Here is a 26,426-nt window from a genome sequence, read left to right on the forward strand (position 1 = left end):
GATCTCCCCGATGGTGAGGACAGCCGCGATGAGCGGCACTACTGTCCGTGTGGTGACGGATGCGCACGGGATGACAGAAGACGAGACGTGCCGGGCACTGGTCATACCTGCCCTCGCGGATTCCGGGTGGGCCGACGATCAGGTTCGCCCGCAGTTCCGCATCAACGACGGGCGGCTTACAGCCACGCCGAAGCGGCACGTCTATGGCGACCCTCTGGTTGCCGACTATGTGCTGGAGTACGCGCCGGACGTTCCCATCGCTGTCGTCGAGGCCAAGCGCTACCGCGTCGATGTCAACGACGGTGTGGAGCAGGCTCGTCGGTACGCCGGGAAGCTCGGGCTGTCCTTCGCCTACGCGACCAACGGCCGGCAGATCGTGGAGATCGACTACAGCGACACCGCCCCCGCAATCCGGGAGATCGACCGCTTTCCCACTCCCGAGGAACTGTGGACCCGGTACCTGGCCGAGCAGCAGGCGGACTCCCATGTGGGGCGCGAACTCCTGGCCGCTCCCTACGACCACACGCTGCGAAATTCGGACAACACCGCCAAGCGGCCCCGCTACTACCAGCGCGTCGCGGTAGCCCGCACCCTCGCGGCCATCGCCGCAGGGCAGAAGCGGGTCCTTCTCGTGCTGGCCACCGGTACGGGGAAGACCATGGTGGCTCTTCAGACGGTCGCCAAGCTCTACAGGTCTCAGTGGATCTCAGGCCGCAAGCCCAGGGTTCTGTATCTGTCGGACCGCTCGATGCTTGTCGACGACCCCAAGGACAAGTACTTCCTCCCCGTCTTCGGCCAGGACGACGTCCACAAGATCAGCGGCGACCCCGTGCGGGGCAGGAAGATCTACTTCGCCCTTTACCAGGCACTGGAGAAGGGTGATGAGGAGGAACTTTTCCGTCGGTACAAACCCGACTACTTCGACCTTGTCATCGTGGACGAGTGCCATCGGGGCAGCGCACGGGACAACTCGCAGTGGCGTCGCGTGCTGGAGCACTTCTCCCCCGCGACTCAGCTTGGACTGACCGCCACCCCGATCAGCAAGAAGGAGGCCGACACCTTCGACTACTTCGGCGAGCCCGTCTACACCTACTCGCTGGCCGACGGCATCGAGGACGGCTTCCTGGCCCCGTACCGGGTGCGCCGGGTCCGGCTCAACGTGGACATGGAGGGCTACCAGACCGAGCCCGGGCAGCGGGACACGTACGGCAACGAGATCCCGGAGGGTGTCTACGGCCCGAAGGACTTCGAGCGGGTCATGGTCATCCTGGAGCGTACGGAGGCGGCGGCGCAGTACGTCATCGACTACCTGCGCTCCACCGCGGAGGACGGCAAGCACGGCAAGACCATCGTGTTCTGCGAGAACAACGATCATGCCGCCCGCATGCGCACGGCTCTCTTCAACGCGGCTTCGGCGGAGGTGCAGGCGCACAACAACTATGTCGTGCGGATCACCGACGCCGACGGCCCTCACGGCCGCGCGCTGCTGGATGACTTCCGCAAGGACGACTCAGACGAGCCGGTGATCGCCGTAACGTCGAAGCTGCTCAACACCGGCATCGACCTGCCCGCCGTACGCAACATCGTGCTGTTCCGGCGTATCGGCTCGATGCCCGAGTTCAAGCAGACCATCGGCCGGGGCACCCGTCTGTGCCCGGAGATCGGCAAGGGGTCCTTCGACATCATCGACTTCGTCGAGGCCACCCGGCTCTTCAACGACCCCGGGTTCGACGGTCCTCCGCTCCGCGTCGTGCGCGATACCGCCGACGAGCAGGGGCACGTGGTCGGGAGCGCCCCGGAGACCCCGGAGGGCGACGAGATCGACCCGGAGGCGGTGGCAGAGCCCGAGGCCGAGTACGACCAGACGGACGGCGGCAGCTTCGACGCGCATCACGCCGAGGACAGGGTGGACGACCCTGATGAGGTGGACCGCATCCGGTCCCGCGGCAAGCGCTACGTGGTCAACGGAGTCCATGTCTACAAGTGGGGCGAGCGGCGCTACCAACTCGACACGGACGGCCGGACGATGAAGCTGGTGACCGTCCAGCAGTGGGTACACGACCGCGTCCTCGAACTCGACCTGGCCCCGGACATGCTGCGCTCCCGGTGGGCCGCTGCCAGGAGCCGGCGAGAGCTCATGACCATGCTGGAGGCCGCCGATGTCGAGGCAGAGGAACTGCCCGCGGAGTTCGGCAGCCCGGATGTCGACCCTGTCGACCTGCTCCTCAACGTCGCATGGGGACTGCCGCTGGTCAGCCGGGAGGAACGCCTGTACCGGTTCCTGCACGAGCACCGGGACTTCCTGGAGTCCTTCCAGCCTCAAGCCCGGCAGGTGCTGGAGGAGATGCTGCTGAAGTTCGCCGAGTATGGCTCGCCCCAGCTCAAGCCCGAGACTCTCGGGGTGCGCCCCTTCACCGAGATGGGTTCGGTGGTCGAGCTGGCGAACCGCTTCGGTGGCGCGCAGCCTCTTCACGAGGCCATTGATGAGCTGAGCAAACGGCTTTTGGAAGCCTCATAAGTAAAATAAAACTTTAGTTTGATGTTGATGGGTGCCAGAAAACTACAGTCGACTGTTAGGTATTCGCTTCTGGTAGGCTGGGAGGGTGCTCAGGGACCGTACGGACACCAGGGCTGCGCTCTGGCGTGTCGCCGGGGGGCAGCGGGGTTACTTCACCGCAGCTCAGGCGCTTGAGGTGGGGTATTCGTACCAAGCCCAGCGGTATCACGCTCAGCGCGGCAACTGGACGGCCGTCGACCGCGGTATCTACCGCTTTCGCGAGTTCGACGCCCTCCCCGGAGGTGAGGACGACCATCTGGTCCGCTGGTCCCTGTGGAGCAAGAGCCGCGCGGTCGTCTCCCACATCACCGCCCTGTCAGTCCACGACCTGGGGACGGCCAACCCCTCACAGATCCACCTCACGGTCCCTCCCGGCTTTCGACAGAAGGACGATGCCGTGATCCTCCATCGGGCCGAACTCGCCCAGGACGAGATCGAGGAGCGCGACGGCTACCGTGTGACGACACCGGTACGAGCGATCATCGAGTGTGCGGCCGCGCAGATGGACCAGGACGTGGTGGACTCCGCCGTCGCCGAGGCTCTCGTGGGAGGGCTGGCCACCCGGCGAAGTCTCCTGCACGCGGCCCAGCGGCTGGGGCCGCGAGCGGAACTCGGCGTCGAGCGGGCGCTCCAGGAGGCGCGGTGACCGGTCGCTACCGTGACGCCACCGCGCTCAGGCGCGCCCTTGAAGTCCGGCTCAAGCAGCAGGCAGCCGATACCGGTACAGACCTGGCCAGGCGGCGCCGTCTCGTCGTCTTCGATCGAGTCGCGGCACGCCTCTCCGCTGATCCGGCGGGCGGCTGGGTTCTCAAGGGCGGGGCGGTGATGGAGTTCCGTCTGCGTGGCAGAGCGCGCACAACAAAGGACATGGACCTTGCTGCCTGCCCTGACGGCGAACCGGCAGTCGACGGCCCGGCAGTGCGTGATCTTCTCATCGACGTGCTCGGAGTGGACGAGGATAAGGATGGCTTCCTGTTCCAGGTGTCCCCTCCCGTCGAGCTGAAGGCGGACACGGCAGGCCGGGGCGGATGGCGCTTCTCCGTCGAGTCCCGGCTGGCGGGCAGGATCTTCGCGACCGTACGCATCGATGTCGTCGTACGGGGAGAGGAGATCGCCCTGACCGAGAGGCTGGCACTGCCCAACACCCTGGGCTTCGCCGGAACTCCGACCCGACACGTTGAGGCTGTAGACCGCCGCCAGCACTTCGCCGAGAAACTGCATGCCCTCACCCGTGACTACGGTGACCGTCCCAACACCAGGGTCAAGGACCTCGTGGACTTGGTGCTGCTCATCGAGAGTGGCCTGGCCGCGGACACGTCGGTGATCGATGCCGTACGGCATGTGTTCGCCGCACGGGCGACCCATGACGTGCCGGCGATACTCCCCGAACCACCGCCGAACTGGGCCGGTGTTTACCCCGAGCTGGCCACGGGCCTCACACAGGCTCCCCCTCGACTCGACGCCGCGCTCGACCTGGTGCGCGGATTCTGGCGCGAGGCATGCAGTATCGGCGAAGCCGAACCGAAGCAGAAAGAGTGAGATGGCGTCCACCAAGAAGAAGGCGGCTGCGGCCACCACCTCAAGGGCGCGGCTCGCGTCCGTCATCAAGTCGGCCCGCGACACCATGCGTAAGGACGCCGGCCTCAACGGCGACCTCGACCGCCTTCCGCAGCTCTCCTGGCTGCTGTTCCTCAAGGCGTTCGACCAGCGTGTCGAGCGGGTGGGGCCGCTGTTTGACGCCGACTACCGTCCGGCGATCGAGAAGCCGTACCGGTGGGAGGACTGGGCGACGGATCCTGACTTCAGCGGCACCGACCTGAAGACGTTCGTCAACGACAAGCTCATCCCGCATCTCGCCGAACTGGAGGGTGCCGACGGCGACGCCGAGGACCCGAGGAACGTTCTGTCGACCATCTTCAAGGACGTCAACAACCGCATGCAGTCCGGGACCCTCCTCCGGGACCTGGTGAACCTGGTGGACGAGATCCACTTCGACTCCTCGGACGACATCCACACGATGGCGTTCCTCTACGAGTCGATCCTCAAGGAGATGCGAGACGCCGCCGGCGACTCCGGCGAGTTCTACACCCCGCGCCCCGTCAACCGCTTCATGGTGCAGCAGTCCTTCCTCAAACTGGGGGAGTCGATCCTCGACCCCGCCTGCGGTACCGGAGGTTTCCTGGTCCAGGCATACGAGGATCTGGTGCAGCAGGTGGAGACCGACACCCAGCGCAGGCGGCTGCACGCCGACGTCCGCGGCATCGAGAAGAAGTCTCTCCCGTACTTGCTGGCCAGTATGAACCTGCTTCTGCACGGTATCGGGGCGCCGCGGCTGGTCCGGGAGAACGCCCTGCTACAGATGCGGGACGCGACAGCAGCGGATCGCGTGGACGTGGTGCTGACGAACCCGCCGTTCGGGGGTGAGGAAGAGCGGTCGGTGGTGGAGAAGTTCCCGAAGGGCTACCAGACCCAGGAGACGTCGTGGCTCTTCCTGCATGCCATCCTTGACCAGTTGAGGAAGGGTGGTCGCTGCGCGATCGTCCTGCCGAACGGCAGTCTCTTCGCCAGCGGGGAGAACAGCATGGGTGCCCGCATCAAGCAGAAGCTGATGAAGGATTGCAACCTGCACACCATCGTCCGCCTGCCGCAGGGGGTGTTCGCGCCGTACACCCAGATTCCGTCGAACCTGCTGTTCTTTGAGAAGGGGCGGCCGACGGAGGAAGTCTGGTTCTACGAGGTCTCGCTGCCGGACGGCCGCCGTGGGTATACCAAGACGAAGCCGATGCGGTTCGAGGAGTTCGAGCCGTGTGTGGAGTGGTGGGGTGGCGAGAGTCGCGAGGGCCGCGAAGAGGGCGGCAACGCATGGAGAGTGTCGGCGGTCGAGGTCGAGAAGGCTGGGTTCAACCTCGACGTCCCTAATCCGCATGTTGGGGAGGCGATGGGCCTCCGCTCTCCGGCGGAGCTTGTGAACGAACTGGTCAAGACGGAGAACGAGATTCTGGGACTGCTGGAAGAGTTGCGTGAAGAGCTGGGCGGTGCTGCATGAAGTTCACCGAGTACCGCGTTGGCGACATCATGGAGCTGGTTCGAAGGCCGGTCAATGTCCGCGTAGGGGAGACTTACCACGAAATCGGCCTCCGCTCATTCGGTAATGGAGTCTTCCATAAGTCACCCGTGCCTGGTGAAGAACTCGGGGCCAAGAAGGTTTTTCACATTAGACCGGGGGATCTTCTCTTCAGTAACGTATTCGCCTGGGAAGGGGCCGTAGCGCTCGCCTCAGAGCATGAGGCCGGAAAAATCGGTTCGCATAGATTCATGACCTACAAGGTTGACACGAAAAGAGTGGATCCCCGGTACCTTCTGCACTACTTCTACGGTGGCCCCGGCCAGCAGGCGATTCGCGAAGCTTCTCCTGGTTCGGCGGGCCGTAACAGGACGCTGGGAATCAAGAACTTTGAGCGTCAGATCGTCCGGGTGCCGGACCGGGGCGAGCAGCGCCGTATCGCGGATAAGATCGATGCGGTAATGTTGCGAATCACGCAGTTCGCTACCTTGCGTAAGTATTCCCGACAGCTCACCCAGCAGTACATGGAGTCGCTGCTTCGGTCCATCAAAACCATGGCTCCGCTTTCCGTTGCGCTGCGGCAAAGTCGCGATATCGTCGATGTGGAACCCGAATCGCGATATGCGATCACTGGCATTTATAGCTTTGGGCGCGGACTGATTAAGCGTCCCACAATCCTAGGCAGTGATACTTCCTACGTGCGGCTCACACGCCTGCACGCAGGGCAGGTGGTCATGAGCAAACTAAATGCCTGGGAGGGGGCCCTCGCTGTTGTTGGTAATGCGTTCGACGATACCTATGTATCTCCTGAGTACCCCAGCTTTGACATCAACGAGACAGATGTGGATCCCTCCTACATCGAACACTTGCTAGGTTGGCCGGGCCTTTGGTCGTCGCTTACACCACGCGGTTCCATGGTCAGACGTAAGCGGACCACTCCTGCGACCCTTCTGGCTACAGAGGTCCCGCTTCCCAATCTCGCCGAGCAACGGCGCATCGCGCTGCAGCTCACCATGGTTAGGCGGGCAACCGAAGCCGGAGCAGAACAGACTGCACAAGTAGCCGCCTTTCGCCCTGCCCTTCTCCACGCCGCCTTCTCCGGGCAGTTGTAGTCGGCTCCGGAGCCTCTCTCGGCTCAACCCCGCGGTTCGACCCGCCGCCACCCCCGGTCCGTGACCACCACGTGGTCCAGGAACCGGAGCCCGACCGCCTCCGCCCCCGCCGCCAGGCGGACTGTCGCGAGGCGGTCGGGCTCGCTGGGCTCCGGGCGGCCCGTGGGGTGGTTGTGCGCCACGCCGAATGCTGTGCCGCCCGTGGCCAGGACCAGGGCTAGCACATCACGTACCGGCAGCAGGGAGCGGTCGACCGCGCCCTCGGTCAGCACCGCCTTCCGCATCACCGCGCCCGCCGCGTCGCATACGACGACTACGACCCGCTCGTGTCTCAAGCCCTTCAGCAGCGGTGCCGCGATCCTCGCCAGGTCCGCGGATCCGCGGACGCGTTGCCGACTCCCGACCTCCACCGGTGCTGCCCGGCGCCCCAGTTGAAAGGCAGCCGCAATGCGTGCCGCCTTTGCCGGCCCCACCCCCGGTAGCCCCGCCACCAGCTCATGTGCCGGGGTCCGGGAGAGTTCGTACAGTCCGCCCTGTCGCGCAATGAGCTGTCCTGCCAACTCCACCGCACCGCAGCCGCCCGTGCCCGAGCCGATGAGCAGGGCGAGGAGTTCGCGGTCGGAGAGCGCTTCCGCTCCTCGGTTCAGCAGCCGCTCTCGGGGCCGGTCAGTGACCGGCACATCCGCCATCCGCATGTCTGCCCACCCCGCCCATCAGTCCGCAGAATCGCGGTCCATCGGTTCGTCCAGGAGGGCATCGGAGTCCTCTTCCTCCTCCGGCCCCTCGTCATCGGGCAACGACTGCGCTGCACCCCTCGCGGCAGGGCTCACCGCTCCCGCCGCTCCACCGATCAACTGCATCAACCGCCGGTGCAAAGTCTCCGACCTCACGCGCAGAAACGTGTCGTAGTCGTCCCTCAGCGCCGCCTGGTAGGCGTCTTCCTCTACCAGGCAGGTACTCAACCGCTCGCGCAGCGGCCCTTCGCCCTCGATGTCGGCCAGGTCCCGCAGATACTGCGAGGGCGGTCGGTCGCTCACCCAGATGTTGCTGTGGGAGGTCAGCATGACCAGATTGCCGCAGACGTTCGCCCCAGCACTGCTCACTCCGCGCGAGCGTAGAAACGCCCTGGGGAAGAAGTGATGGAACTCCTTGTCGTTCTGCCACGACAAGGCCTTGCCCACGTCGATCCGTTGTCCGGTGAGCAGATCCAGCGGATGCTCGTACGAGAGGAGGAGAGCGAGGAGCTTGCTCGGTGCGTTCCGTTTGGAGAAGGCGCTCCGCCGCCACAAGGCACTCCGCGGGAGCGCCGCTCCTGTCTCGATCTCCGGGGCCTCACCCTCGGCGAAGGCGGTGATCGCCTGGAGGTCGGGACCCATCTGGGCTTCGCTCCAGCCCTTGAAGTACTCACCGCTTGCGGTCAGCCAGAACCAGCGGCGCAACGCGTCGTACTGCGCGGACGAAGGCTTCGGTAGCTGCCGGAACACTTCGACCAGCACCGCGAACTGGTTGTAGTAGGGCAGAGCGTCGGCCTTCGGCGTGCGGATCTGGGTGCTGAGGAAGTCCACTGCCCGCTCGGCTGCTTGCGCCGCCTCGGCGACTGCCTCCCGCAACCGCTCCCTGTCGAGTTCCCTCAGGCGGTTGATGTCTTTGGTGGAGAACCCGAACCCGGCGGCGACCGCGATCGTGCGGAGCATGGTCTTGGTGTCGACCCGGCCGTAGTGCTTCGCGTCGAGGACCTGGAGCAGTGATTCGATCTGCTCCTTGAGGTCGAAGTCGGGGCTCCATGTGCCGGCCCGCGCCACGTCGACGATGTTCATCGTCGTGCCCGTGCTGTTGATCCGTACGAAGACCTCCGCCGACTCCTCCGCCGACATGTGGTCCAAGGTCACCACCGGCACAAGGTAGTGGGCGAACTGCTCGTACAGTTCGGCCGCGCGGTCCCTCAGCTCAGGGGACAACTCGGCGACCTGCCCGAAGAGGGACCCCGCCGAGCTCACCTGCCGCATGGGGATGATGTGCGGTCCGGTCGGGCTCTCCAGGGTGCGCTGGAAGAAGCGCTCCTCTTCCAGGTCGTAGGCGATGTCCCACGGGCCGGTGCCGCCGTGCAGCGCCCCAATGACACTGGCGAGCCTTTGCTGGCCGTCGAGGATGTACTTGACCGGGCGACCAGGACGCGGTGGGTCCACCTCCAAGCCTGCGACGGTCTCCTCGCTGGCGAGTTGCTCGGTGGTGTCCCACAGCAGCAGACTGCCGATCGGGTAGTTGCGCAGCACCGAATCCAGGAGGTGGAGGACCTGGTGCGGCCCCCACACGAACGCCCGCTGGTACTTCGGCAGCACGATCTCGCCGGTCAGCACCCGGTCGGCGAGCCGGGACACCGGCACGATCGTCGGTTCCGGGCTGGCGGACTGGCGCCTGCGGCCTGTTGCACTCACTGAGCGTGCCCCCCGTCTGCCGTGGTCCCTGGAAGAGTGTCCGCTGCGAATCCTAGGGAGCGGCACTGACAGACGTGGTGCTCCCGGCGGGATCGACCGCGGAAGGTTCGGCTCATTCGTGCCCAGCAGAGTTCACACTTGCGGCGGCTGGGTGTCGGCCAAGTTGTGCCGGTCGGCATGTCCTTTCTCTGCCGTCCGCGCGCCGTAGGCGAAGGTTCACCCCATGCGGGGTACGGGGTGGTGGGGGCCGTCGAGCCAGGGGTGGTGTGCGCCGTCCGCGGCGTCGACGGTCAGGCCGAAGCAGTCGGCGGGCGGGCGCTCCTCGCCGGTCCACCAGTCGACAGCGTTCTCGATCTCCGTCCACAGCTCGCGTCCGCCGTCCTGGCAGACCCTGCCCGGCTCGCCTCCCGGCCCCCACGACACCGCGGCCCAGGAGCGGTCGCCCTCGGCCAGGCCGTAGACCCAGGCGGTCGTGCCGCCGTCGGCCCCGCGGGTCAGGGTGTGCGTCGCCTTCGGCACGACCAGCCCGAGCACGAACGCTCCGGCGGTCAGGTCGTCGGGTCTCAGGTCCGTACGCGACTCCCGTACGGCCGCGGGCCAGGGGTCCGGCACGTACTCCGCGTGCCGGGGCCACCGGTCGCGCTGCCCGCGGGCCTTCATGAACTCCACCTCGCGCAGGAAGTCGCCGCTCGCGCTCTTGCCGTCGTCATCGACGATCAGCCTCACCAGGGCGTCCCGGTTGCTGAACGCAGTGCCCCAGGGGGCCAGGATGGTGCCCCCGGGCCGCACCTGCTCGATCCACGCGGCGGGGATGGTCCGTAGCCCGCAGGTGGCGACGAGGCGGTCGTACGGTGCGCCCGGCGGGTCGCCGTCGAGCCCGTCGCGGGCCACGACGGTGGGGCGCAGTCCGGCTTCGTACAGCCTGGTCCGGGCGGCGTCCGCCACGTTCTCGTCGACGTCGACGGTGACGACGTTGCCGGCGCCGAGGCGGTGGGTGAGCAGTCCGGCGTTCCAGCCGGTTCCCGTGCCGATTTCCAGGACCCTCATCCCCGGCTCCACTTCGAGGTCGCGGAGCATCGCCATGACCAGCGAGGGCTGCGACGACGAACTGGTCGGTAAGGTGCCGGGGTCCTTGCCGGTGTGCGCGCCGTCGTCCCACTGGGTGACCAGCGCGCAGTTGCCGTCCGCGTAGTGGCTCCACGTCGTGGGGTCGGTGGTACGCGAGACAGCGCTGCGGGGCGCGCCGGTGACGTGGTCGAACGGCCAGATGAGATCGGGGAGGAAGCGCGCGCGGTCGACCGCCGCCCAGGCCGGTCGCCAGCCGGAGGTCATGTCGCGGGAGTCGATGAGGAGACGGCCCAGCTCCTCCCAGCCGGGCCGCACCTCGCGGTGCTCGTCGGTGGTCACGGTCGCGCCCTCAGCGACAGCGGTGCTGTTACGGAGATCCGCCCGTGGCCCGGTTCGAGGTCGTTCTCGCCGGTGGCGGTCACGCAGTACGCACCGGCCTGGTGAACCGCGAGCCGCAGGATCGCGCTGCCCTCCCGGTCCCGGCTGATCCGGTCCCACGAGTCGACCAGGCACACCGCGCGGGCGGCGGCCTGCCGCATGGCGTACGTCATCGCGTCCCACCGCGGCCGAGGCCAGTTCGCCAGTGCCGCGTCCCCGCGGTCCACCCACTCCCCGGCAACCACCCAGCCCCGCTCGACGGCGTACCGCCGGCATCGCGTTATGCGCTCGTCCAGAGCGGGGGTCGCCAGCGTGGCGTGCCGGTCGTAGAGGAATGCGAGTGTGGGCCGGGTGGTGGTGGCGTTGCCGGGGGTGGGGGTCTCCATGACGCTCGCTCGTCTTCGGTGATCAGGTCGTCACCGACCGTAGCTCCCAGGTGAGCGTGGTCACCATGCCAGAATTGCCCGTACCCGGCCTAGACTGGCAAATCGCCTGGTCAGAGCGGCAGTCGAACGGCGTCGGCGACCTCCCGCATCTCCCGGGTGAGGCTCCGGCGCCGACCGACGACGCGGCCCACGATGTCCCGGGCGTACCGCTGGTGAGCCAGCCACTCCGGCCGCGTCTTCGACAAGTCGCGCATGATGGACATGGCCTTGCCGTGCTCCCGTAGCCGGGCGTGCGCGTCGGCCACGTTGAGGCGGTGTCTGCCCTGGTTGCTGGCGGTGAGCGAGGCCACCGGCAGGCCCTCTGCCAGGGCCAGCACCTTGTCCGGCCGACGGGTGACGGTGGCGTGCTCGACCATGTGCTGGGTGACCGTTGCGGGCCCGAAGGTGCGCAGTTTGTCGACGCCGGCAACGTCTTCCCGGCCGATCGCCACCGCGGCGGAGCGAGCCATCCGCAGCGCGTACGCCGCCTCGCCCGGCCGGTTGTCGCGGACGGCCGCGCCCGAGACGCGCAGAAGCATCCACCCCCACGCGGACAGCTCAGCCGGCGTCGCGCGCGACCACCGGGGCTCGATGTCGTCCGCCCAACGGGTCGCCAGCTCCCGCGACTCGTCGAAGCCGCCCTGCCGGAGGAGGAGCCAGCACCTCGTGTTGACGGTGGCGGTGGCGTCCAGTCGGTCCGTGGCCGTGTCGAGCGCCCGGTCCAGCGCATCCGAGGCCGCCGCGTACTGGTGCGTCTGCGTCAGCAGCCAGCCCGCGAGCTGCAGCGCCCGCACCTTGACCGCGCGCGTCTGCCGGTCGGTGCCGTCGAGGGCGTCGGCGTCTCGCAGCAGCGGCGGCAGCAGTGCCGCGAGGTCGGCCAGGCGGACCGTGCCGAACGGTTCCTCGGTGGCGCGCAGCGCGGCGGCGACACCGGCCGTTGTCGGCTCTTCGGCGAGGTCGTCGGGCGGGGCGTTCAGCGCGCTCCGTACGGCTGCCCACCGGTCGGTGGTCTCCTCGTCCGGAGTCGGCGCGTCACCGCTCAGGAGGCGCGTCGTCGGCACTCGCAGCGCGCGGGCGAGCAGGTGTGCGGTCTCGGCGCGGGTGCCCGTTACCTGTCCTTGCTCCAGCTTGCTGATGAGCGAGAGGGAGACGCCGGACGCTCTGGACAGCTCACGCTGGCTGAGTCCGCGCCGCTTCCGCACCGTCTTCAGCCGGTCGCCGATGTGCTCTTCGGGGTGGTCGGGCATGCTGACTCCCGTTCTGAGGTGACACCAGAACGGTACCCCCGAGCGACCCCGCGGTTACCGTCCGAACAGCCCCGCGACCCAGGCGCCGTCGCGGATCTCTCCGTCCTTCTGCCGTCTCGCCCGCCGGATCAGGTTTTGTTGAGCTTTCGTCAAGAAGCTGCCGCCAGAATGCCGGGGAAGGGTGGGAGCCGTGGACAGAGGTCCGGACACCGGGGTGTATGGGTGAAGGTGAAGACACGGGGCGCCGGCGGAGGCAGCGGGGCCGTAGTGGACGCGGCCGGGGGGCGCGGGGACACCGCAGGACTCGACGGGCTGCTGCATGAGGTGAGACGTCAGGTGTCCCGCGGAGCCGAGCTGGACGAGCGGGAGGTCCTGGACTGGCTGCACGGACACACCGGCGCGGACTTCGCGCTGGTCGCGGAGGACCGGGGGCGCGGTGGAATCGTCCACCGCAGGCTTTCCCCGGGAGCTTCTGCGTTCGCTCGCTCCGCTGCTCGCGCGATTGTCAGGCGGGCAGTTGGCCGCTGCCGTGACGCGGGTCGACGCGTGGAACGTGCGCTGTGAGGTTCTCGGTGTGCACGGGGCGCGCCCGGTGCTGGTGGCTGCCGCCAGGTCGGTGCTGCGTCCGGAGGCGGTCGCGCTGATCTCGCACACCGGGAGCGTCATCACTCTGCTGCGCCGCGCCAGGGACGGCGAGCGGACGTGGCGTGGCTTCCACTACAAGGCGCGCCAGGTGCGGTTCGGCGTGTTCTCGGCGCTGCTGGTCGGAGAGCCGCTGCTGGCCCGCCGCATGACGACCGGCGCCGTTCCGCCGTTGCTGGAGGCCGGCATGCTGCGGGTCCATCTGCTGCATTGCCCGCCCGCGGACCGCGACCGGGTCGTGCGGACCCACCAGGATCCCTCCGGCTACCACGGCTCGGATCTGATGGTGCACTGCCCCGTCTTCAAGGAGCACGTGATCTGTCTCGTCGCCGACGACACCGGTGCCCGGGGCGGACACGGCTCCGGCGACCACACCGGTGGCCTCGGCGAGGCGCTGCGCCGCCTGGTGCGGGACAACGCCGGCTATGCGCTGGGTGTCAGCGGTGCGCATTCGCTCGGCGCGACGGCTGAGGCGTACGGACAGGCCGCCCACGCACTGGCGGCTGCCCGCACCACACCGGGCCGCCTGGCCTCCTACCACGGGCAGACGTCGTTGGCCGGTGTACTGCCCCGTCGGCCCGCTCTCGCCTGGGCTCGTGCCGTCCTGCGCCCGCTCGACTCCTTACCGAAGACCACCGTCGACATCACCCGCCTCCTGACGAGCATGCCCCGGGGGGCCGTCGCCCGCCTGCTCGACCTCAGCCGCAACACCGTCACCGCCCACATCAGACGTGCGGAACAGGCCCTCGGCCTGGATCTCGCCGATGTCCGCTCCCGCGCCGCCGTCCACCTCGCCCTCGCTCTCACCTCCGGCGGCACCACACACGAACCCGACGAGCTCCAACCACCGCCCAGCCTGGACGACTTGCTGCACACCGAACGCGCCGCCGCCTGGGCCCGAACGTTCCTGAAGCCTGTGCGACCCCCGCAGCGCCGCACCCTTCAGGCGTGGATCGACGCCAACACCGACGGCCAGCAGGCGGCCCGCCGCCTCGGCATCAGCCGCAACACCGTCCGCGCCCACCTGCGAACCGCCGAAGCCCATCTCTGCCGCGACCTGCTGACCGCCGGCGCCGGCATCCACGATGTCGTCCACGCTCTCCACGTCCTTAGCGCCCCGGCCAGCTGAGCACCGTGCACAACCAGGAGCCGAAGTTGAGCACCGTGCACATTGCCCCGGGTGTGAAGCGTCTCCTACGGTCCTTGACGACGGCCCATCTGTTGGACGGTGAACGATGGCGGCCGTCCCACGAATGTCGTCTGTCGATCAACCCGACGAATGAACTGTTCGATCCTCACCGATTTCAAGTCACTTCGCGGCGAGCCCTCGACCTCGTATCCGAGATCAGTCGAACGCCCCTCATCAAGGAGAATGTCGTGGCAACCGTCAGGAATTTCTCGCTCCCCGGAATAGCCGCGGCGTCCTGCGCCGCCCTCGCACTGACCCTCTCGATGCCGGGGACCGCCGCGGCAACGCCGACGCCGGATCCGGACGGCGAGCACTGTGTCCTCGTCCTCAGCGAGTCGAGCGAGGAAACGGTGTGCTTCGCTACGGCGCAGGAGTCGACCGTCTACAGATCCGTCAAGCAATTGCGGAACTGGGTGACTCTCTATGACCGGGTCAACTTCAATGACTCGGGCCCTACCACCGCGGTCGTCGCGGACGACTTCGAGGTGTGCACGGGGGGCACCGGAGACACCGACGCGGTGCGGAAATCCCTCTACGGCAAGCAGTTCCTCTCGAGCAATCCCGACGGCGTATCCGAGAACAACGCATACAGCTCGATACAAACGTTCAACGGGTGCGACATCAAACTCGCCGACTGGGTCAACAACAACGCCGACGGCGGTCGCTCCAGCTGGATCGACTCCTGCTCCGACCTGGACGGGAGCGGCGAGGGGGACTGTCCCGCCGATCACAACTGGAACAACCGCGCCAGTTCCTGGCGGCTCAGCTAGAACACGGGAAGCTCGTATCACCTCCACCCTGCCCTCCGGCGGCCCATCCCCCGGAGAACAGGTCGGTGCTGCCGGGAAAGGGGCGACATGACACTCCGGCGCGGATCGCGCAGGCGCCGCTTGTGGGCAACCGGCGTGCTCGCGCTGGCGCTCGGCGCCGGTCTCATCCAGGCGCCGGCTTCGCGGGCGGAGGCGCCCCCGCCCTCGTCGGTCGAGGAGGTGTGGGACCAGCTCCGGCCGGCCGTGCCGGCCGGCGAGCCCGTCTCCGCACCCCCGGCCGCCGACGCGGTGGCCCCCGGCGAGCGGGCCGAGGTGCTGGGTGAGAACTGGAAGTCCTCCGGTGACCGGGCCTGGACCACGTCCGGTGACGCCACGGGCTTCCACGTCCTCGTCGCCGACTCGCGCGACGGCTACGCCTGGCGCACGGCGGCCACACTCTCCGAGCCCGGCTTCGACACCGACACCTGGATCGGCAACGCGTGCGTGACCGGTTCCGGCGACCGGGCCGTGGTGGTGTACGCGCCGCGGACGTTCACCAACGACCCCGTGCTGATGGGGCGTGGCGGGTTCACGGCCGTGGTCGACCTGCAGACGGGCAAGGTACGCAAGCTGCCCGTGAAGAGTTCGCTGTCGTACTACAACCCCGGCTGCGGAACGGGTGACTCGGCCGTGCTGACCCAGTCGGGCGGGGACCGCGACGCCACCCGGCTGACGCTCGTGGACGTGCCGCGTGCGGCCCCGGCCGAGCCGGTGGAGGTGGCGGGACAGGTCACCTCGGCGGTGCTCGTCGAGGGCGAGGTGTACGCCGCTGCCGCGGGCCGCGTCGTACGGGTGGCGGAGTCCGGGCGGATGGACGCCGTCGCCCGTACCGCCGGCGTTCCGTACCGGCTGACTCCGGACGCCGACGGCGGCCTAACCTTCCTGGACCACGGCGGCCGGGAGACGGCGCGCGCGGCGCACCTGACCGCCGGGCAGCTCGCGGACGGCCCGGCCACGCCGCGTACGCTCGCCGAAGGCCCGCTGAACGGCGCCGGCCTGACCCGGACCGCCGCCGGCGAGGTCTGGCTGACCGGCGAGATCAAGCAGGTGGCGGCCGGTCTGCCGGACGGCGTCAGGGTGCGGGTCGGCATCCCGCGGGACGCCGAGGCGTCCACCCGCGGCGCGGCGGTGGTGACCGCCGTGACCGGTGCGGACGGCGGGCAGACCGACGGTGCGGTGGCCGATGCCGCCGCGCCGCGTCCGGTGCGTATCGACATGACCGCGCTCGCCACCGGCAAGGACGTCTCCTTCAACGTCGCCCCCGAGACGGCCGCCTCCGGCGAGGCCGCCGACGCCGCCGACGCCGCGGCGGCCGAAGAGCAGCCCCGCACCATGGCCTCCCGCACCGAGCTGATCGAGAGTGAGCGGACCTGTTCCGTGCCGCGCAACGCCCCCCGCAACCAGGCGATGCAGCCCAAACCGCGGCAGGTGGAGTGGGCGATCGACCAGGCGGTCAAGGGCACGCTGAACAGCCACATCTCGCGTCCGGCCAACTGGAAGAACCTGGACATGCCCGCCTACCAGCCGCAGTCGGCCGACATGTTCCCCAGGCCCACGCTCTCCGGCGGCGGCCAGATCCCCGCGCAGATCGCGCTCGGGGTGGCCATGCAGGAGTCCAACATGTGGCAGGCGTCCCGCTACACCGTCCCCGGTGTCACCGGCAACCCGCTGATCGGCAACTACTACGGCATCGACCTGTACGACGGCGACTCCGCGAACGACTGGGACGTCAACTGGGCGGAGGCCGACTGCGGCTACGGCATCATGCAGATCACCGACCACATGCGGCGCTCCGGGAAGGAGGACGGCACGCCGACGGCCTGGCCGTACCAGAAGCAGCGTGCGGTGGCCCTGGACTACACCGCCAACATCGCCGCCGGCCTGACCATTCTGGCCGAGAAGTGGAACCAGACCCGCAACGCCGGAATGACCCTGAACAACGGCGATCCGGCGAAGCTGGAGAACTGGTTCTTCGCACTGTGGGCCTACAACTCCGGCTTCTATCCGGAGTCCGAGGCCGGGGCGAACGACGGTGCCTGGGGCGTCGGTTGGTTCAACAACCCTGCCAACCCCGAGTGGGACCCGGCCCGTGACAACTTCATGGAGGACGTCTACGGCAACCCGCAGCACTCGGACGCCGCCCACCCGCAGGACTGGCCGTACCCGGAGAAGGTGCTCGGCTTCGCCGCCCAGCCGCCGGAGGCACTGGAGGCGCCCAGCACCACGGTCCCGGCCTTCCGCCCGGCCACTTGGAACGGGACCGAAGGCGACGCGCTGACCCCGGGCTCCGCCAAGTACCACCGGGCCGGCGTCAAGCCGCCGATGACACTGTTCTGCACCAGCGCCAACGACTGCGATCCCGCGGCCGTCACCTCGTCCGCCGGGCCCTGCGAGCGCTCGGACTCCAAGTGCTGGTGGAACGGGGACGCGACCTGGAAGGACGACTGCGCCGACACATGCGGCAACGAGTTCGTACGGTTCGACTCCAGCTATCCCGAGGAGGCCGACGGGACCTCCTACCCGCCCAACTGCGCGCTCGACGACATTCCCGTCAACGCGCTCCTCATCGACAACCTCGGCGAGAACACGCCGTCTATCCGGCCGGGGTGCGAGAAACGGTGGACCAACGCGGGCGAATTCACCGTCGACTTCGGGCCCGGTGAGACCCAGAACGGCACCCAGGTCTGGCCCGCCAAGACGGACTTCCACCAGATCGGCGCGGGCTTCGGCGCCGGGTTCTACTTCGCGCACGGCCGGGCCCCCGACGAAGAGGGCTGGCGCCTGCGAGTCGAGGGCACCTGGGCCTTCGACAGGGGGGTGACCGGACCCGGCCTGGTCGCCGTCCACCTGCCCGACCACGGCGCCCGAACGGAGTACGCCCGGTACGAGATCGAGACGGCGAACGGCACCGAGGAACGGATCATCCAGCAGCACGGCGAGGGCAACCGCTGGGTGCTGCTCGGCGCCTTCCCGTTCGACAACAAGCCCATCGTCCGGCTGGACAACCACGTACCCGGCGGCCAGGGCGACGACAACGTCGCCTTCGACGCAGCCATGGTGATCCCCGTCGCCGGCGAATTCGTGGAGAACCGAGTCGACGCGGCAGCCTATTTCGACGAGAACCAGAACCTGGACGCATATCCGTTCGCCGAGGTCCTGGCCACGCCCTTCGCCGACCGCGGCGAACTGCACAACTGGGCAATGGAGCGCAGCGGCGACGCCATCGACGCCGACGCCTGCTCCGGCGACCCCACCAGCAGTTGCGTGGGCCCGGCCATGAAGCAGGCCATGCAGTCCTGGCGCAACCAGGCCGAGGTAGCCGGCACCGACCCGGTCGACCATCCACCGGGCAACTCCATACCGGCCTGGCTGAACTTCTCCAACCCCCACACCCAGCGGCCGGACAGCGCCGACAAACCCGGCTGGTTCGACCTGGACGACGGATCGTACAAGGTCAAATCCAGCGTGACGGTGTCCTACATCGTGCTCGATACCGGGGAAATCCTCCAGGGCACGGAACGTGCCGAGTTCGACGACCGCACGGGAGACACCCACCTGCCGCAGTTCGTCCGGGACACCTTCGCCGCCGTCGAGGAGGACTACGGAATCGCGGCCCCGAACCTCAACTTCAGCGCGACCGACCTCAATGAGCACACCGGCACGACCACCCCCACCGACACCAACCGCACCGGCGTTATCCCCGGCCGTGCGTACGAGCCCGCCGCCAGCGGACCCACGCCGATCACCGACACGGGACAGCCGGCCTCAGACACCGTGCCGGCTGACTGCGTGGCCGTTCAGTACACCTCCGGCGGATCGATCGGCTACCGGGTGGCGGTGAGCGACGAGGCGCTTCTCCACCAGTCTGTCGGCAACTGGGCTTCCGAGCTGCAGTTCCACCCCAACGTGGCGCCGGAGGTCTGGCTGGTGGCATCCGACATCACCAACTACTTCTTCAAGGACACCATCGGCGCGCTGTTCAGCCACGCGCCACCGATCTGGCAGGAGCTGCACTTCTGGTCCTGCGCCGACGGCAGCGTCCGCAAGCCCGGCGACCACGAACTGCTCCGCTCCAGCTACATGCCCGACCAGTACCTGTACGTCAACGACCGCGCGGCGGGCACGGACGGCCGCCCCTCCAACTCCGCGGCGCCCGTCCGGCGCGGTGACTACTACGCCTTCACCAACCCGCTCGGCGGCGACAGCCCGTACGGCCGGTGCACGAACACCTCCGGGCACGCCAGCAACCCCTGGGACATCGACCTGACCGAAAGCCCCGGCATCAATCCCGAGGGAGGGCACTGCACGACGGCCTCTTACTTCGAGTAGGGAAGCCGGGTCTTCGATCCTGATGGGGTGCGGCGGGCAAGTAGCCCGCGGGGCCCTCGTGATCACGTTTGTCGTCCGGCTAGTCCTCCGTTACGGGTTCCTCCGCGTTGCGCCAGATCGTGAGGTCGAAGGTGGCGTACGTCGCGTCGCCCGACTCGGCCTTGCCGCCGTACGTCGCCACCGCGATATGGCCCGCGTCGCTGAGCACGCAGAACTGCGATCCCTCGCTGATCTGGTCGAGGGTGATCTTCTCGGTGTAGCGGGTCTCCGTACGGCAGGTCTCCAGGGAGCCCTCCTGCGCGTTGTTCAGCAGGACGAACTTGCCGTTGTCGGTGCCGATCCAGGTGTCCTCCCAGAGGGTGTCGACGTAGTAGTACAGGTCATGGCCGCCGTAGAGCACGTCCCCCTCCTGCGGCCGCGGCGGGTCCTCGGCGAGCATGACCCCGTAGTTCTGCGTGATGTCGATGCCCTCGTACGAGACCGGCTTCGGGTCGGGCCGCTGCTTGTCCGCCTCCGCGGCCTCGCCGTCGCCCGAACCGTCGCCGTCACCACCGGTGCCACCACCGGTGGTGCTCCCGGTGCTGGTGCCGGGCGACTTGCTCTCGTCGTCCTTGCCGGAGTCGTCCGGCAGCAGGGCGCCGATGATCCCGAGGACCACGAGGACGCCCACCACCGAGGCGGCGACGATCAGCCCGGTCCGCTTCGGCTTGGGCGGCGGCGGGGCCGCGTACGGACGGTGGGCGGCCGGCGGCGGAGTGCCGTAGCCGGGCGGGGGTATGGGTCGCCCCGGGTGGCCGGGCGGGGGCGGCACCGCGCCGGGGACACCCGGCGTGCTCTGCGTCGGGGCCGCGGCGGCCGGGGGGAACCCTGTCGGCGGCTGCGGGTGCGCCGGGCCCGGGGCCGGCTGGTGCGGCGCGTACTGGGTCGGCGGGTGCTGGGCCGGTGGCTGCGGGGGCGGCGGGTGCTGGGCCGGTGGCTGCTGGGGCGGCGGCTGCGGCGAGAACGCGGTCGGCGTCGGTGTCGGCGCGACGGTCGGCTGCGGCGGCGGGGTCTTCGCCGGCTCGGGCAGCTGCAGCCGCTCGGTGATCGATCCGGCGACCGACCGCGGCAGCCAGTCCTCGCCCTGGCGCAGCGGTTCGGGCGAGATCTCGTGGCACAGCTCGATGACCTCCGTGAGGCTCGGCCGGCCGTCGGGGTCGCGGGTCAGACAGCGGGTCACCAGGGGCAGCAGCTCCGCCGGCACCCGGCTGAGATCGGGGTCCTCGTGCACGATCCGGTAGAGCACGGCGTGCGAGGACCCTTCGCCGTAGGCCGGTGAACCGATCGCCGCGAAGGCCGCGATCTGGCCGAGGGCGAAGATGTCGGTGGCGGGGGTGATCGTGCCGGCCGCCGCCTGTTCCGGCGCCATGAACGACGGGGTGCCCACGCTGACTCCGGTGCCGGTCAGCGCGGTGCTCTCCGCGGCGCGGGCGATACCGAAGTCGATCACGCGGGGGCCGTCGGACGCGAGCAGTACGTTGGCGGGCTTGAGGTCGCGGTGGACGATGCCCGCGCCGTGGATGACGTGCAGGGCCTCGGCGACCCCGACGGACAGCAGCAGCACACTGCCCAGCGGCAGCGCGCCGTGCTGCGCCACGGCGTGCGCGAGCGAGGGGCCCGGCACGTACGCGGTGGCCAGCCAGGGCTGCGGGCCCTCGGTGTCGGAGTCGATGACCGGCGCGGTGTACAGGCCCTGCACCCGCTGCGCGGCCTGGACCTCCCGCTGGAAGCGCCGCCGGAACTCGGGGTCCTCGCTGAACTCGGCCCGGATCACCTTGATCGCGATGGGCCGGCCGCCGGGCGTGTAGGAGAGATACACCTTGCCCATACCGCCCGTGCCGAGCACGGCGGCGAGCCGGTAGCCACCGACCACGGTCGGGTCGCTCTGCTCAAGCGGCTTGAAAAGGCCGGCCGAAGGTGCACTCGCCATGATGATCGTCCCCCTGTCCACGGCGGTTCAGATCCCGCCGTCCCCGAAGTCAAGCGGGAGCGTATCGACTTTTCTTCGATGTCCTCGCCACGGAGGGCAACAACCCTGCAACAACAGGTTTTACGCGGGAGGTTGACGGACGGCAGTCGGGGCGGCTCCGGCCTCTTTCCGGACACGGCTCGCGGCGCCGGCCCAGCCGATACGGTGCGCACATGGCGGAGTTCGCGAGGCAGTTGCCCGCCTTGATCGGCGTGGTGATCGGGGCCCTCGGTTCGTACGTGGCGGTCGTGCACGGCGAGCGGGTGCGGTTCCGGCGTGAGCGCGTCGTCAGGTGGGAGGACCGGCGCCTTGCCGCCTACCGGGCTTACGCGCTCGCGGTGAAGTCGACCGTCAGCCTGCTGTTCAGAGTCGGTGCCCACTTCGGCAACGACGGCAACCCCCACCCGCTGCCGCCGCGGGAAGCCGGTCCTCGGCTGGGCGATGCCTCGCAGGCCCGCGACCTGGCGTGGGAGGAGATGCTGTTGCTCGGCTCGCCGGAGGTGGTGGAGGCGGGCCGGGCGTGGGCGGAGACGGCCGCGGCGATGGAGCGGTTCGTACGGGACGAGACCCGCGAACCGGGTGCGTGGTCGGCTCTGGTCGGGGACCAGCGGGCGGCACGCGAGGCGTACTACGCGGCGGCTCGCCGGGATGTGGCGCTCGGGCCCGGGCACTCGGGCCGGTGGTCGCCGGGAGACAGGCCGTGAGCCGGTAGCCGGGCCTCCAACCAACCCGGGGCGGCTCACGGAGATCCTGCACGGCAACGCCCTGCACGGCCCCCTGCGCTCCTCGCGGCAGCCCTCGCGGCGGCCACCGGATGACCGCGGCGAAGTACCACACCCTCGCCGCCACCTCCCCTGTTACATCCATGTGAAGTCCGGCAAAACACCTGGCCCAGCCCTCGCACACCCCCCGCCCACCGCCCTCCGCCCACCCCTGACACCGCTTCCCTCACCTGTCAACCCCTCCTCCCGTGAGGGCAAGGTTGCGCGTGCGTCACCTGTCGGCACAGGGTGGAAACCCGCCGTCCCTACGGTCACCCTGAACCAGATCCGCCGCCCGCCCGCGGGCGGCGGCCCGCTGACGAAGGGCAGGGACGGCTGCGATGACCGGCTCCGGGCAGACCGCGCGCAGGGGGAAGCGCTGGATCGAGGAGTGGGATCCCGAGGACGAGGCGTTCTGGGCGGAGAAGGGTGAGAAGACCGCCAACCGCAACCTCCTCTACTCCGTCTTCTCCGAACACATCGGCTTCTCCATCTGGACTCTCTTCTCCGTCCTCGTCCTCTTCATGGGCGACGAGTACGGCATCGACCCCGCCGGGAAGTTCTTCCTGGTCTCCGTCGCCACCCTCGTCGGCGCCTGCGTGCGCGTGCCGTACACCTTCGCCGTCGCCCGCTTCGGCGGGCGCAACTGGACGGTGTTCAGCGCGCTGATGCTCCTGCTGCCCACGACCGCCGCGTTCGCCGTGATGGAGCCGGGGACGTCGTATGGCACTTTCTTGCTTGTCGCCGCGCTCGCCGGTGTCGGCGGCGGCAACTTCGCCTCGTCGATGACGAACATCAACGCCTTCTTCCCGCTGCACCGCAAGGGCTGGGCCCTCGGCCTCAACGCCGGCGGCGGCAACATCGGCGTGCCCGTCATCCAGCTCGTCGCGCTGCTCGTCATCGCCATCGCCGGCGACGGCCGGCCGCGGGTGCTGCTGGCGTTGTACATGCCGCTGATCGTCGTCGCCGCCACGCTCGCGTGGCTGCGGATGGACAACCTGGCGCCGGTACGGAACGACACCGGGGCGGCGAAGGAGTCCGTCCGGGACGCGCACACGTGGATCATGTCCTTCCTGTACATCGGCACCTTCGGCTCGTTCATCGGCTACAGCTTCGCCTTCGGTCTTGTGCTGCAGACCCAGTTCGACCGCACCCCGCTGCAGGCCGCGGCCGTGACGTTCATCGGGCCGCTGCTCGGCTCGGTGATCCGGCCGGTCGGCGGGTGGCTGGCCGACCGGTACGGCGGGGCGCGCATCACGCTGTGGAACTTCGCCGCGATGGCCGTGGCGACGGCCGTCGTCGTCTTCGCCTCCGTACGCGAGTCGCTGCCCGTCTACCTCGTCGGCTTCGTCGCCCTGTTCCTCTTCTCCGGGCTCGGCAACGGCTCCACGTACAAGATGATCCCCGGCATCTACCAGGCCAAGGCCCTGGCCATGGGGCTGCGGGGCGAGCAGGCGAACACCTACGCGCGCCGGCTGTCCGGCGCCGCGATCGGGCTCATCGGCGCGGTCGGCGCCCTCGGCGGCCTCGGCATCAACCTCGCGTTCCGGCAGTCCTTCCTCGCCAACGGCAACGGCACGGCCGCCTGCGTGGCCTTCCTCGTCTTCTACGCTGTGTGTTTCGTGGTGACGTGGGCCGTGTACCTGCGCGGCCCGCGCACGTCCGCACCGACCGCCGACGGCGCGGACGGCCCCGAGCCGCGGCAGCCCGCGTACGTGGGAGTGTGAGCGGAGCACCACAGACGACACAGGCGGCACAGACAGCGCAGAACGGCACAGACGGCACCGACCGGGGAGCAGCGAGACATGACCGTACCCGCCGAGGTCAAACCCCTGGAGGGCTTCTCTGTCGGAGTCACGGCCGCCCGCCGCGCGGACGAGCTGAGCACCCTGCTGGAGCGGCGCGGCGCGGTCGTGCACCGCGCGCCCGCGCTGCGGATCGTGCCCCTGCACGACGACGACGAGCTGCTGAACACCACCAAGCAGCTCATCGGCGACCCGCCGGACGTCGTCGTCGCCACCACCGCCATCGGCTTCCGCGGCTGGGTCGAGGCCGCCGACGGGTGGGGCCTCGGCGACGCACTGCTCCGCCGGCTGTCGGGGGTGGAGCTGCTCGCGCGCGGGCCGAAGGTGCGGGGCGCGATCCGGGCGGCGGGGCTGACCGAGGCGTGGTCGCCGGCCTCGGAGTCGATGGCGGAGGTGCTGGACCGGATGCTCGCCGAGGGCGCCGAGGGGCGGCGGGTGGCGCTGCAGCAGCACGGCGAGCCGCTGCCGGGGTTCGTGGAGTCGCTACGGGCCGCGGGGGCGGTCGTCGTCGTGGTGCCGGTGTACCGGTGGATGCCGCCGGAGGACCCGGCGCCGCTGGACCGGATGCTGGACGCGGTCCTCAGCCGCGGGGTGGACGCGGTGACGTTCACCAGCGCCCCGGCCGCCGCGAGCTTCCTGGACCGGGCGGCGGCGCGGCACCGCCTCGACGAGGTCCTGGACGCCCTGCGCCACACCGTGCTGCCCGCCTGCGTCGGGCCGCTCACGGCACTGCCGCTGGAGCGCCACGACGTGCCGACGTTCCAGCCGGAGCGCTACCGCCTCGGGCCGCTCGTCCAGCTCGTCGCCCTCGAACTCCCCGGCCGTGTACGGCCGCTGCCGGTCGCCGGCCACCGCATGGAGATCCGCGGCCACGCCGTCGTCATCGACGGCGGGCTGCGCCCCGTACCGCCGGCCGGCATGGCGCTGCTGCGCGCCCTCGCCCACCGCCCCGGCTGGGTCGTCTCCCGCGCCGACCTGCTGCGCGCGCTGCCGGGCGCGGGCAGCGACGAGCACGCGGTGGAGACGGCGATGACGCGGCTGCGCACGGCGCTGGGCGCGCCGAAGCTCATCCAGACCGTCGTCAAGCGCGGCTACCGGCTGTCCCTGGACCCCTCCGCGGCCACCAAGTACGCCGCGATGTAAGGGGCCGGTGGTTCGAGGGGCAGCCCCTCGGTGTTTCCGGGGCGGTACGTTTGAACGCTCCGGCGGCGGTCTCCGTATACCTCGACCCGGAGGTGAGGGATGCGGGACGATGCCGTGATGGCAGCGCAGCGCTCGGAGCCGACTCCCGACGAGGAGTTGATGCGGGTCCTCTACCGCGAGCACGCGGGCCCGCTCTTCGGCTTCGTGCTGCGCCTGGTCGCCGGTGACCGGCACCGGGCGGAGGACGTCGTACAGGAGACCCTGCTGCGCGCCTGGCGGCACGCCGACGAACTGGCGGCGGCCGACGGTTCCGTACGGCCGTGGCTGGTCACCGTGGCCCGCCGCATAGTGATCGACGGGCACCGCAGCCGGCAGGCGCGCCCGCGTGAGACCGACCCCGCGCCGCTGGAGAGCGTCCCGGCAGCCGACGACACCGACCGGGTGCTGCGGCTGATGACCCTCTCCGACGCGCTCGCCGACCTGACCCCCGCCCACCGCGCCGCGCTGGTGGAGACGTACTTCAAGGGCCGGACGGCGAACGAGGCGGCCGAGGTGCTGGGCGTCCCGGCGGGGACCGTGCGCTCACGGGTGTACTACGCGCTGCGCTCGCTGCGGTTGTCCCTGGAGGAACGGGGTGTGGTGCCGTGACCGGACAACGGCATCCGGACGTCGGCGCGTACGCGATCGGCGCGCTGGAGCAGGACGAGGCAGAGCGGTTCGAGGAGCATCTGGCCGGGTGCGCGCGGTGCGCCGACGCGCTGGCGGAGCTGGTGCCGGTCGCGGACCTGCTGGCGGACGTGCCGCCGCCGGAGGAGCCGCCGCCGGGTGCGCTGGACCGGCTGCTGGCGGAGCTGTCGGCGGTACGGGCGCGGCAGCGGCTGGTGCGCCGGCGGCTGGTCGTCGCGGTGGCGGCGGCGGCCGTGGTGGCCGTCGCGGCGCCGGTGGTGACGGCCGTGGTCATGGCCGGGGACGAGGCGGCGCCGGGGCAGCGGAGCGAGGACGTCGCGGGGCCGGGGCATGGGCCGGGGCAGGAGGTCAGGGCAGTAGACCCGGAGACGGGCGTGGCGGCCCGGATCAGCATGCGGCCGGTGACCTGGGGGACGAGCGTGGACCTGGACCTGCGCGGGGTGACCGGGCCGCTCCGCTGCGACCTGCGGGCGGTCGGCAAGGACGGGACGCGCGAGACGGTGACCAGCTGGGGGGTGCCCGCGGACGGCTACGGCGTGGGGGCCGGCGGGAACGCCGGGGCCTACGGCCAGGGCGGCGGGGGCGGCCTGCGGACCTCCGGGGGGACGAGCATGTCGCCGGACGACATCGACCACTTCGACGTGGTCACGTCGGAGGGGGACCGGCTGGTGAGGGTCCCGGCGGAGGCCGGCTGACCCCGGCGGGGCGGGGGGCACCCCCCGCACCCGTACCGACCTGGGCGAGGCCCGAGCCGACCTTCGCCCACA

The 26,426-nt window shown here is 69.6% G+C and carries 19 protein-coding genes; 13 read left to right on the plus strand and 6 right to left on the minus strand.

Annotation, left to right across the window (positions count from 1 at the left end):
* Positions 1–70: 70 nt before the first annotated feature.
* The 5 genes from hsdR (at position 71) to T328_RS12990 (ending at position 6,733) form a co-directional block, all read left to right on the plus strand.
* Positions 71–2,518 (plus strand): EcoAI/FtnUII family type I restriction enzme subunit R, encoded by a 2,448-nt coding sequence (gene hsdR / locus T328_RS12970; protein ID WP_496496150.1) that lies wholly within the window; start codon positions 71–73, stop codon positions 2,516–2,518.
* A gap of 85 nt (positions 2,519–2,603) precedes the next feature.
* Positions 2,604–3,203 carry a type IV toxin-antitoxin system AbiEi family antitoxin domain-containing protein gene (locus T328_RS12975; protein WP_496496151.1) on the plus strand — a complete coding sequence of 200 codons (600 nt, stop codon included), beginning with the start codon at positions 2,604–2,606 and terminating at the stop codon, positions 3,201–3,203.
* Positions 3,200–4,096, plus strand: a complete 897-nt coding sequence (locus tag T328_RS12980; protein ID WP_496496152.1) for a nucleotidyl transferase AbiEii/AbiGii toxin family protein — start codon at positions 3,200–3,202, stop codon at positions 4,094–4,096. Before T328_RS12975 ends, T328_RS12980 begins: the two co-directional genes overlap by 4 nt.
* 1 nt (position 4,097) lies before the next feature.
* Entirely contained in the window at positions 4,098–5,603 is a 1,506-nt protein-coding gene (locus tag T328_RS12985) for a class I SAM-dependent DNA methyltransferase (RefSeq protein WP_496496153.1), read from the plus strand.
* Positions 5,600–6,733 (plus strand): restriction endonuclease subunit S, encoded by a 1,134-nt coding sequence (locus tag T328_RS12990; protein WP_496496154.1) that lies wholly within the window; start codon positions 5,600–5,602, stop codon positions 6,731–6,733. Before T328_RS12985 ends, T328_RS12990 begins: the two co-directional genes overlap by 4 nt.
* A 23-nt stretch (positions 6,734–6,756) precedes the next feature.
* Here the strand turns inward: T328_RS12990 and T328_RS12995 are convergent, their stop codons facing one another.
* The 5 genes from T328_RS12995 to T328_RS13015 form a co-directional block, all read right to left on the minus strand.
* Complete coding sequence (locus tag T328_RS12995; RefSeq protein WP_496496155.1) at positions 6,757–7,428, minus strand: JAB domain-containing protein; 672 nt, start codon at positions 7,426–7,428, stop codon at positions 6,757–6,759.
* Positions 7,429–7,446: 18 nt separating this feature from the next.
* Entirely contained in the window at positions 7,447–9,111 is a 1,665-nt protein-coding gene (locus T328_RS13000) for a GmrSD restriction endonuclease domain-containing protein (protein ID WP_496496156.1), read from the minus strand.
* 273 nt (positions 9,112–9,384) lie between these two features.
* Positions 9,385–10,575 carry a methyltransferase domain-containing protein gene (locus T328_RS13005; protein WP_496496157.1) on the minus strand — a complete coding sequence of 397 codons (1,191 nt, stop codon included), beginning with the start codon at positions 10,573–10,575 and terminating at the stop codon, positions 9,385–9,387.
* Positions 10,572–11,000, minus strand: a complete 429-nt coding sequence (locus tag T328_RS13010) for a recombinase family protein (protein ID WP_496496158.1) — start codon at positions 10,998–11,000, stop codon at positions 10,572–10,574. The genes T328_RS13005 and T328_RS13010 overlap by 4 nt, the downstream gene beginning before the upstream one ends.
* Positions 11,001–11,110: 110 nt before the next feature.
* Complete coding sequence (locus tag T328_RS13015; RefSeq protein ID WP_496496159.1) at positions 11,111–12,286, minus strand: helix-turn-helix domain-containing protein; 1,176 nt, start codon at positions 12,284–12,286, stop codon at positions 11,111–11,113.
* A gap of 574 nt (positions 12,287–12,860) precedes the next feature.
* On the opposite strand from T328_RS13015, the gene T328_RS13020 reads away from it, so the two are divergent.
* The 3 genes from T328_RS13020 to T328_RS13030 all read left to right on the plus strand — a co-directional run bounded on the left by T328_RS13020 (position 12,861) and on the right by T328_RS13030 (position 19,255).
* On the plus strand, positions 12,861–14,057 hold the full coding sequence (locus T328_RS13020; protein WP_496496160.1) for a helix-turn-helix domain-containing protein: 1,197 nt from the start codon (positions 12,861–12,863) through the stop codon (positions 14,055–14,057).
* 248 nt (positions 14,058–14,305) lie between these two features.
* A complete protein-coding gene (locus T328_RS13025) occupies positions 14,306–14,887 on the plus strand; it encodes a hypothetical protein (protein ID WP_496496161.1) in 582 nt (193 codons plus the stop codon).
* Between the two features lie 87 nt (positions 14,888–14,974).
* The gene (locus T328_RS13030; RefSeq protein ID WP_496496162.1) at positions 14,975–19,255 is read left to right on the plus strand and encodes a golvesin C-terminal-like domain-containing protein; all 4,281 of its coding nucleotides are present in this window, start codon (positions 14,975–14,977) and stop codon (positions 19,253–19,255) included.
* Positions 19,256–19,334: 79 nt separating this feature from the next.
* Here T328_RS13030 and T328_RS13035 read toward each other — a convergent pair whose 3' ends face one another.
* On the minus strand, positions 19,335–21,224 hold the full coding sequence (locus T328_RS13035) for a serine/threonine-protein kinase (RefSeq protein ID WP_496496163.1): 1,890 nt from the start codon (positions 21,222–21,224) through the stop codon (positions 19,335–19,337).
* 212 nt (positions 21,225–21,436) lie between these two features.
* Between T328_RS13035 and T328_RS13040 the strand changes: the two genes are divergently transcribed.
* From T328_RS13040 to T328_RS13060, 5 genes are all read left to right on the plus strand, one after another.
* Positions 21,437–21,967 carry a hypothetical protein gene (locus T328_RS13040; RefSeq protein ID WP_496496164.1) on the plus strand — a complete coding sequence of 177 codons (531 nt, stop codon included), beginning with the start codon at positions 21,437–21,439 and terminating at the stop codon, positions 21,965–21,967.
* 398 nt (positions 21,968–22,365) lie between these two features.
* On the plus strand, positions 22,366–23,751 hold the full coding sequence (locus T328_RS13045; RefSeq protein ID WP_496496165.1) for a nitrate/nitrite transporter: 1,386 nt from the start codon (positions 22,366–22,368) through the stop codon (positions 23,749–23,751).
* Between the two features lie 78 nt (positions 23,752–23,829).
* A complete protein-coding gene (locus tag T328_RS13050) occupies positions 23,830–24,972 on the plus strand; it encodes a uroporphyrinogen-III synthase (RefSeq protein ID WP_496496166.1) in 1,143 nt (380 codons plus the stop codon).
* A 99-nt stretch (positions 24,973–25,071) separates the two neighbouring features.
* On the plus strand, positions 25,072–25,620 hold the full coding sequence (locus tag T328_RS13055; RefSeq protein WP_496496167.1) for a sigma-70 family RNA polymerase sigma factor: 549 nt from the start codon (positions 25,072–25,074) through the stop codon (positions 25,618–25,620).
* On the plus strand, positions 25,617–26,354 hold the full coding sequence (locus T328_RS13060; RefSeq protein ID WP_496496168.1) for a zf-HC2 domain-containing protein: 738 nt from the start codon (positions 25,617–25,619) through the stop codon (positions 26,352–26,354). The genes T328_RS13055 and T328_RS13060 overlap by 4 nt, the downstream gene beginning before the upstream one ends.
* The last annotated feature ends 72 nt before the right edge of the window (positions 26,355–26,426 follow it).

The sequence above is a fragment of the Streptomyces sp. CNX435 genome (genome assembly GCF_059570575.1).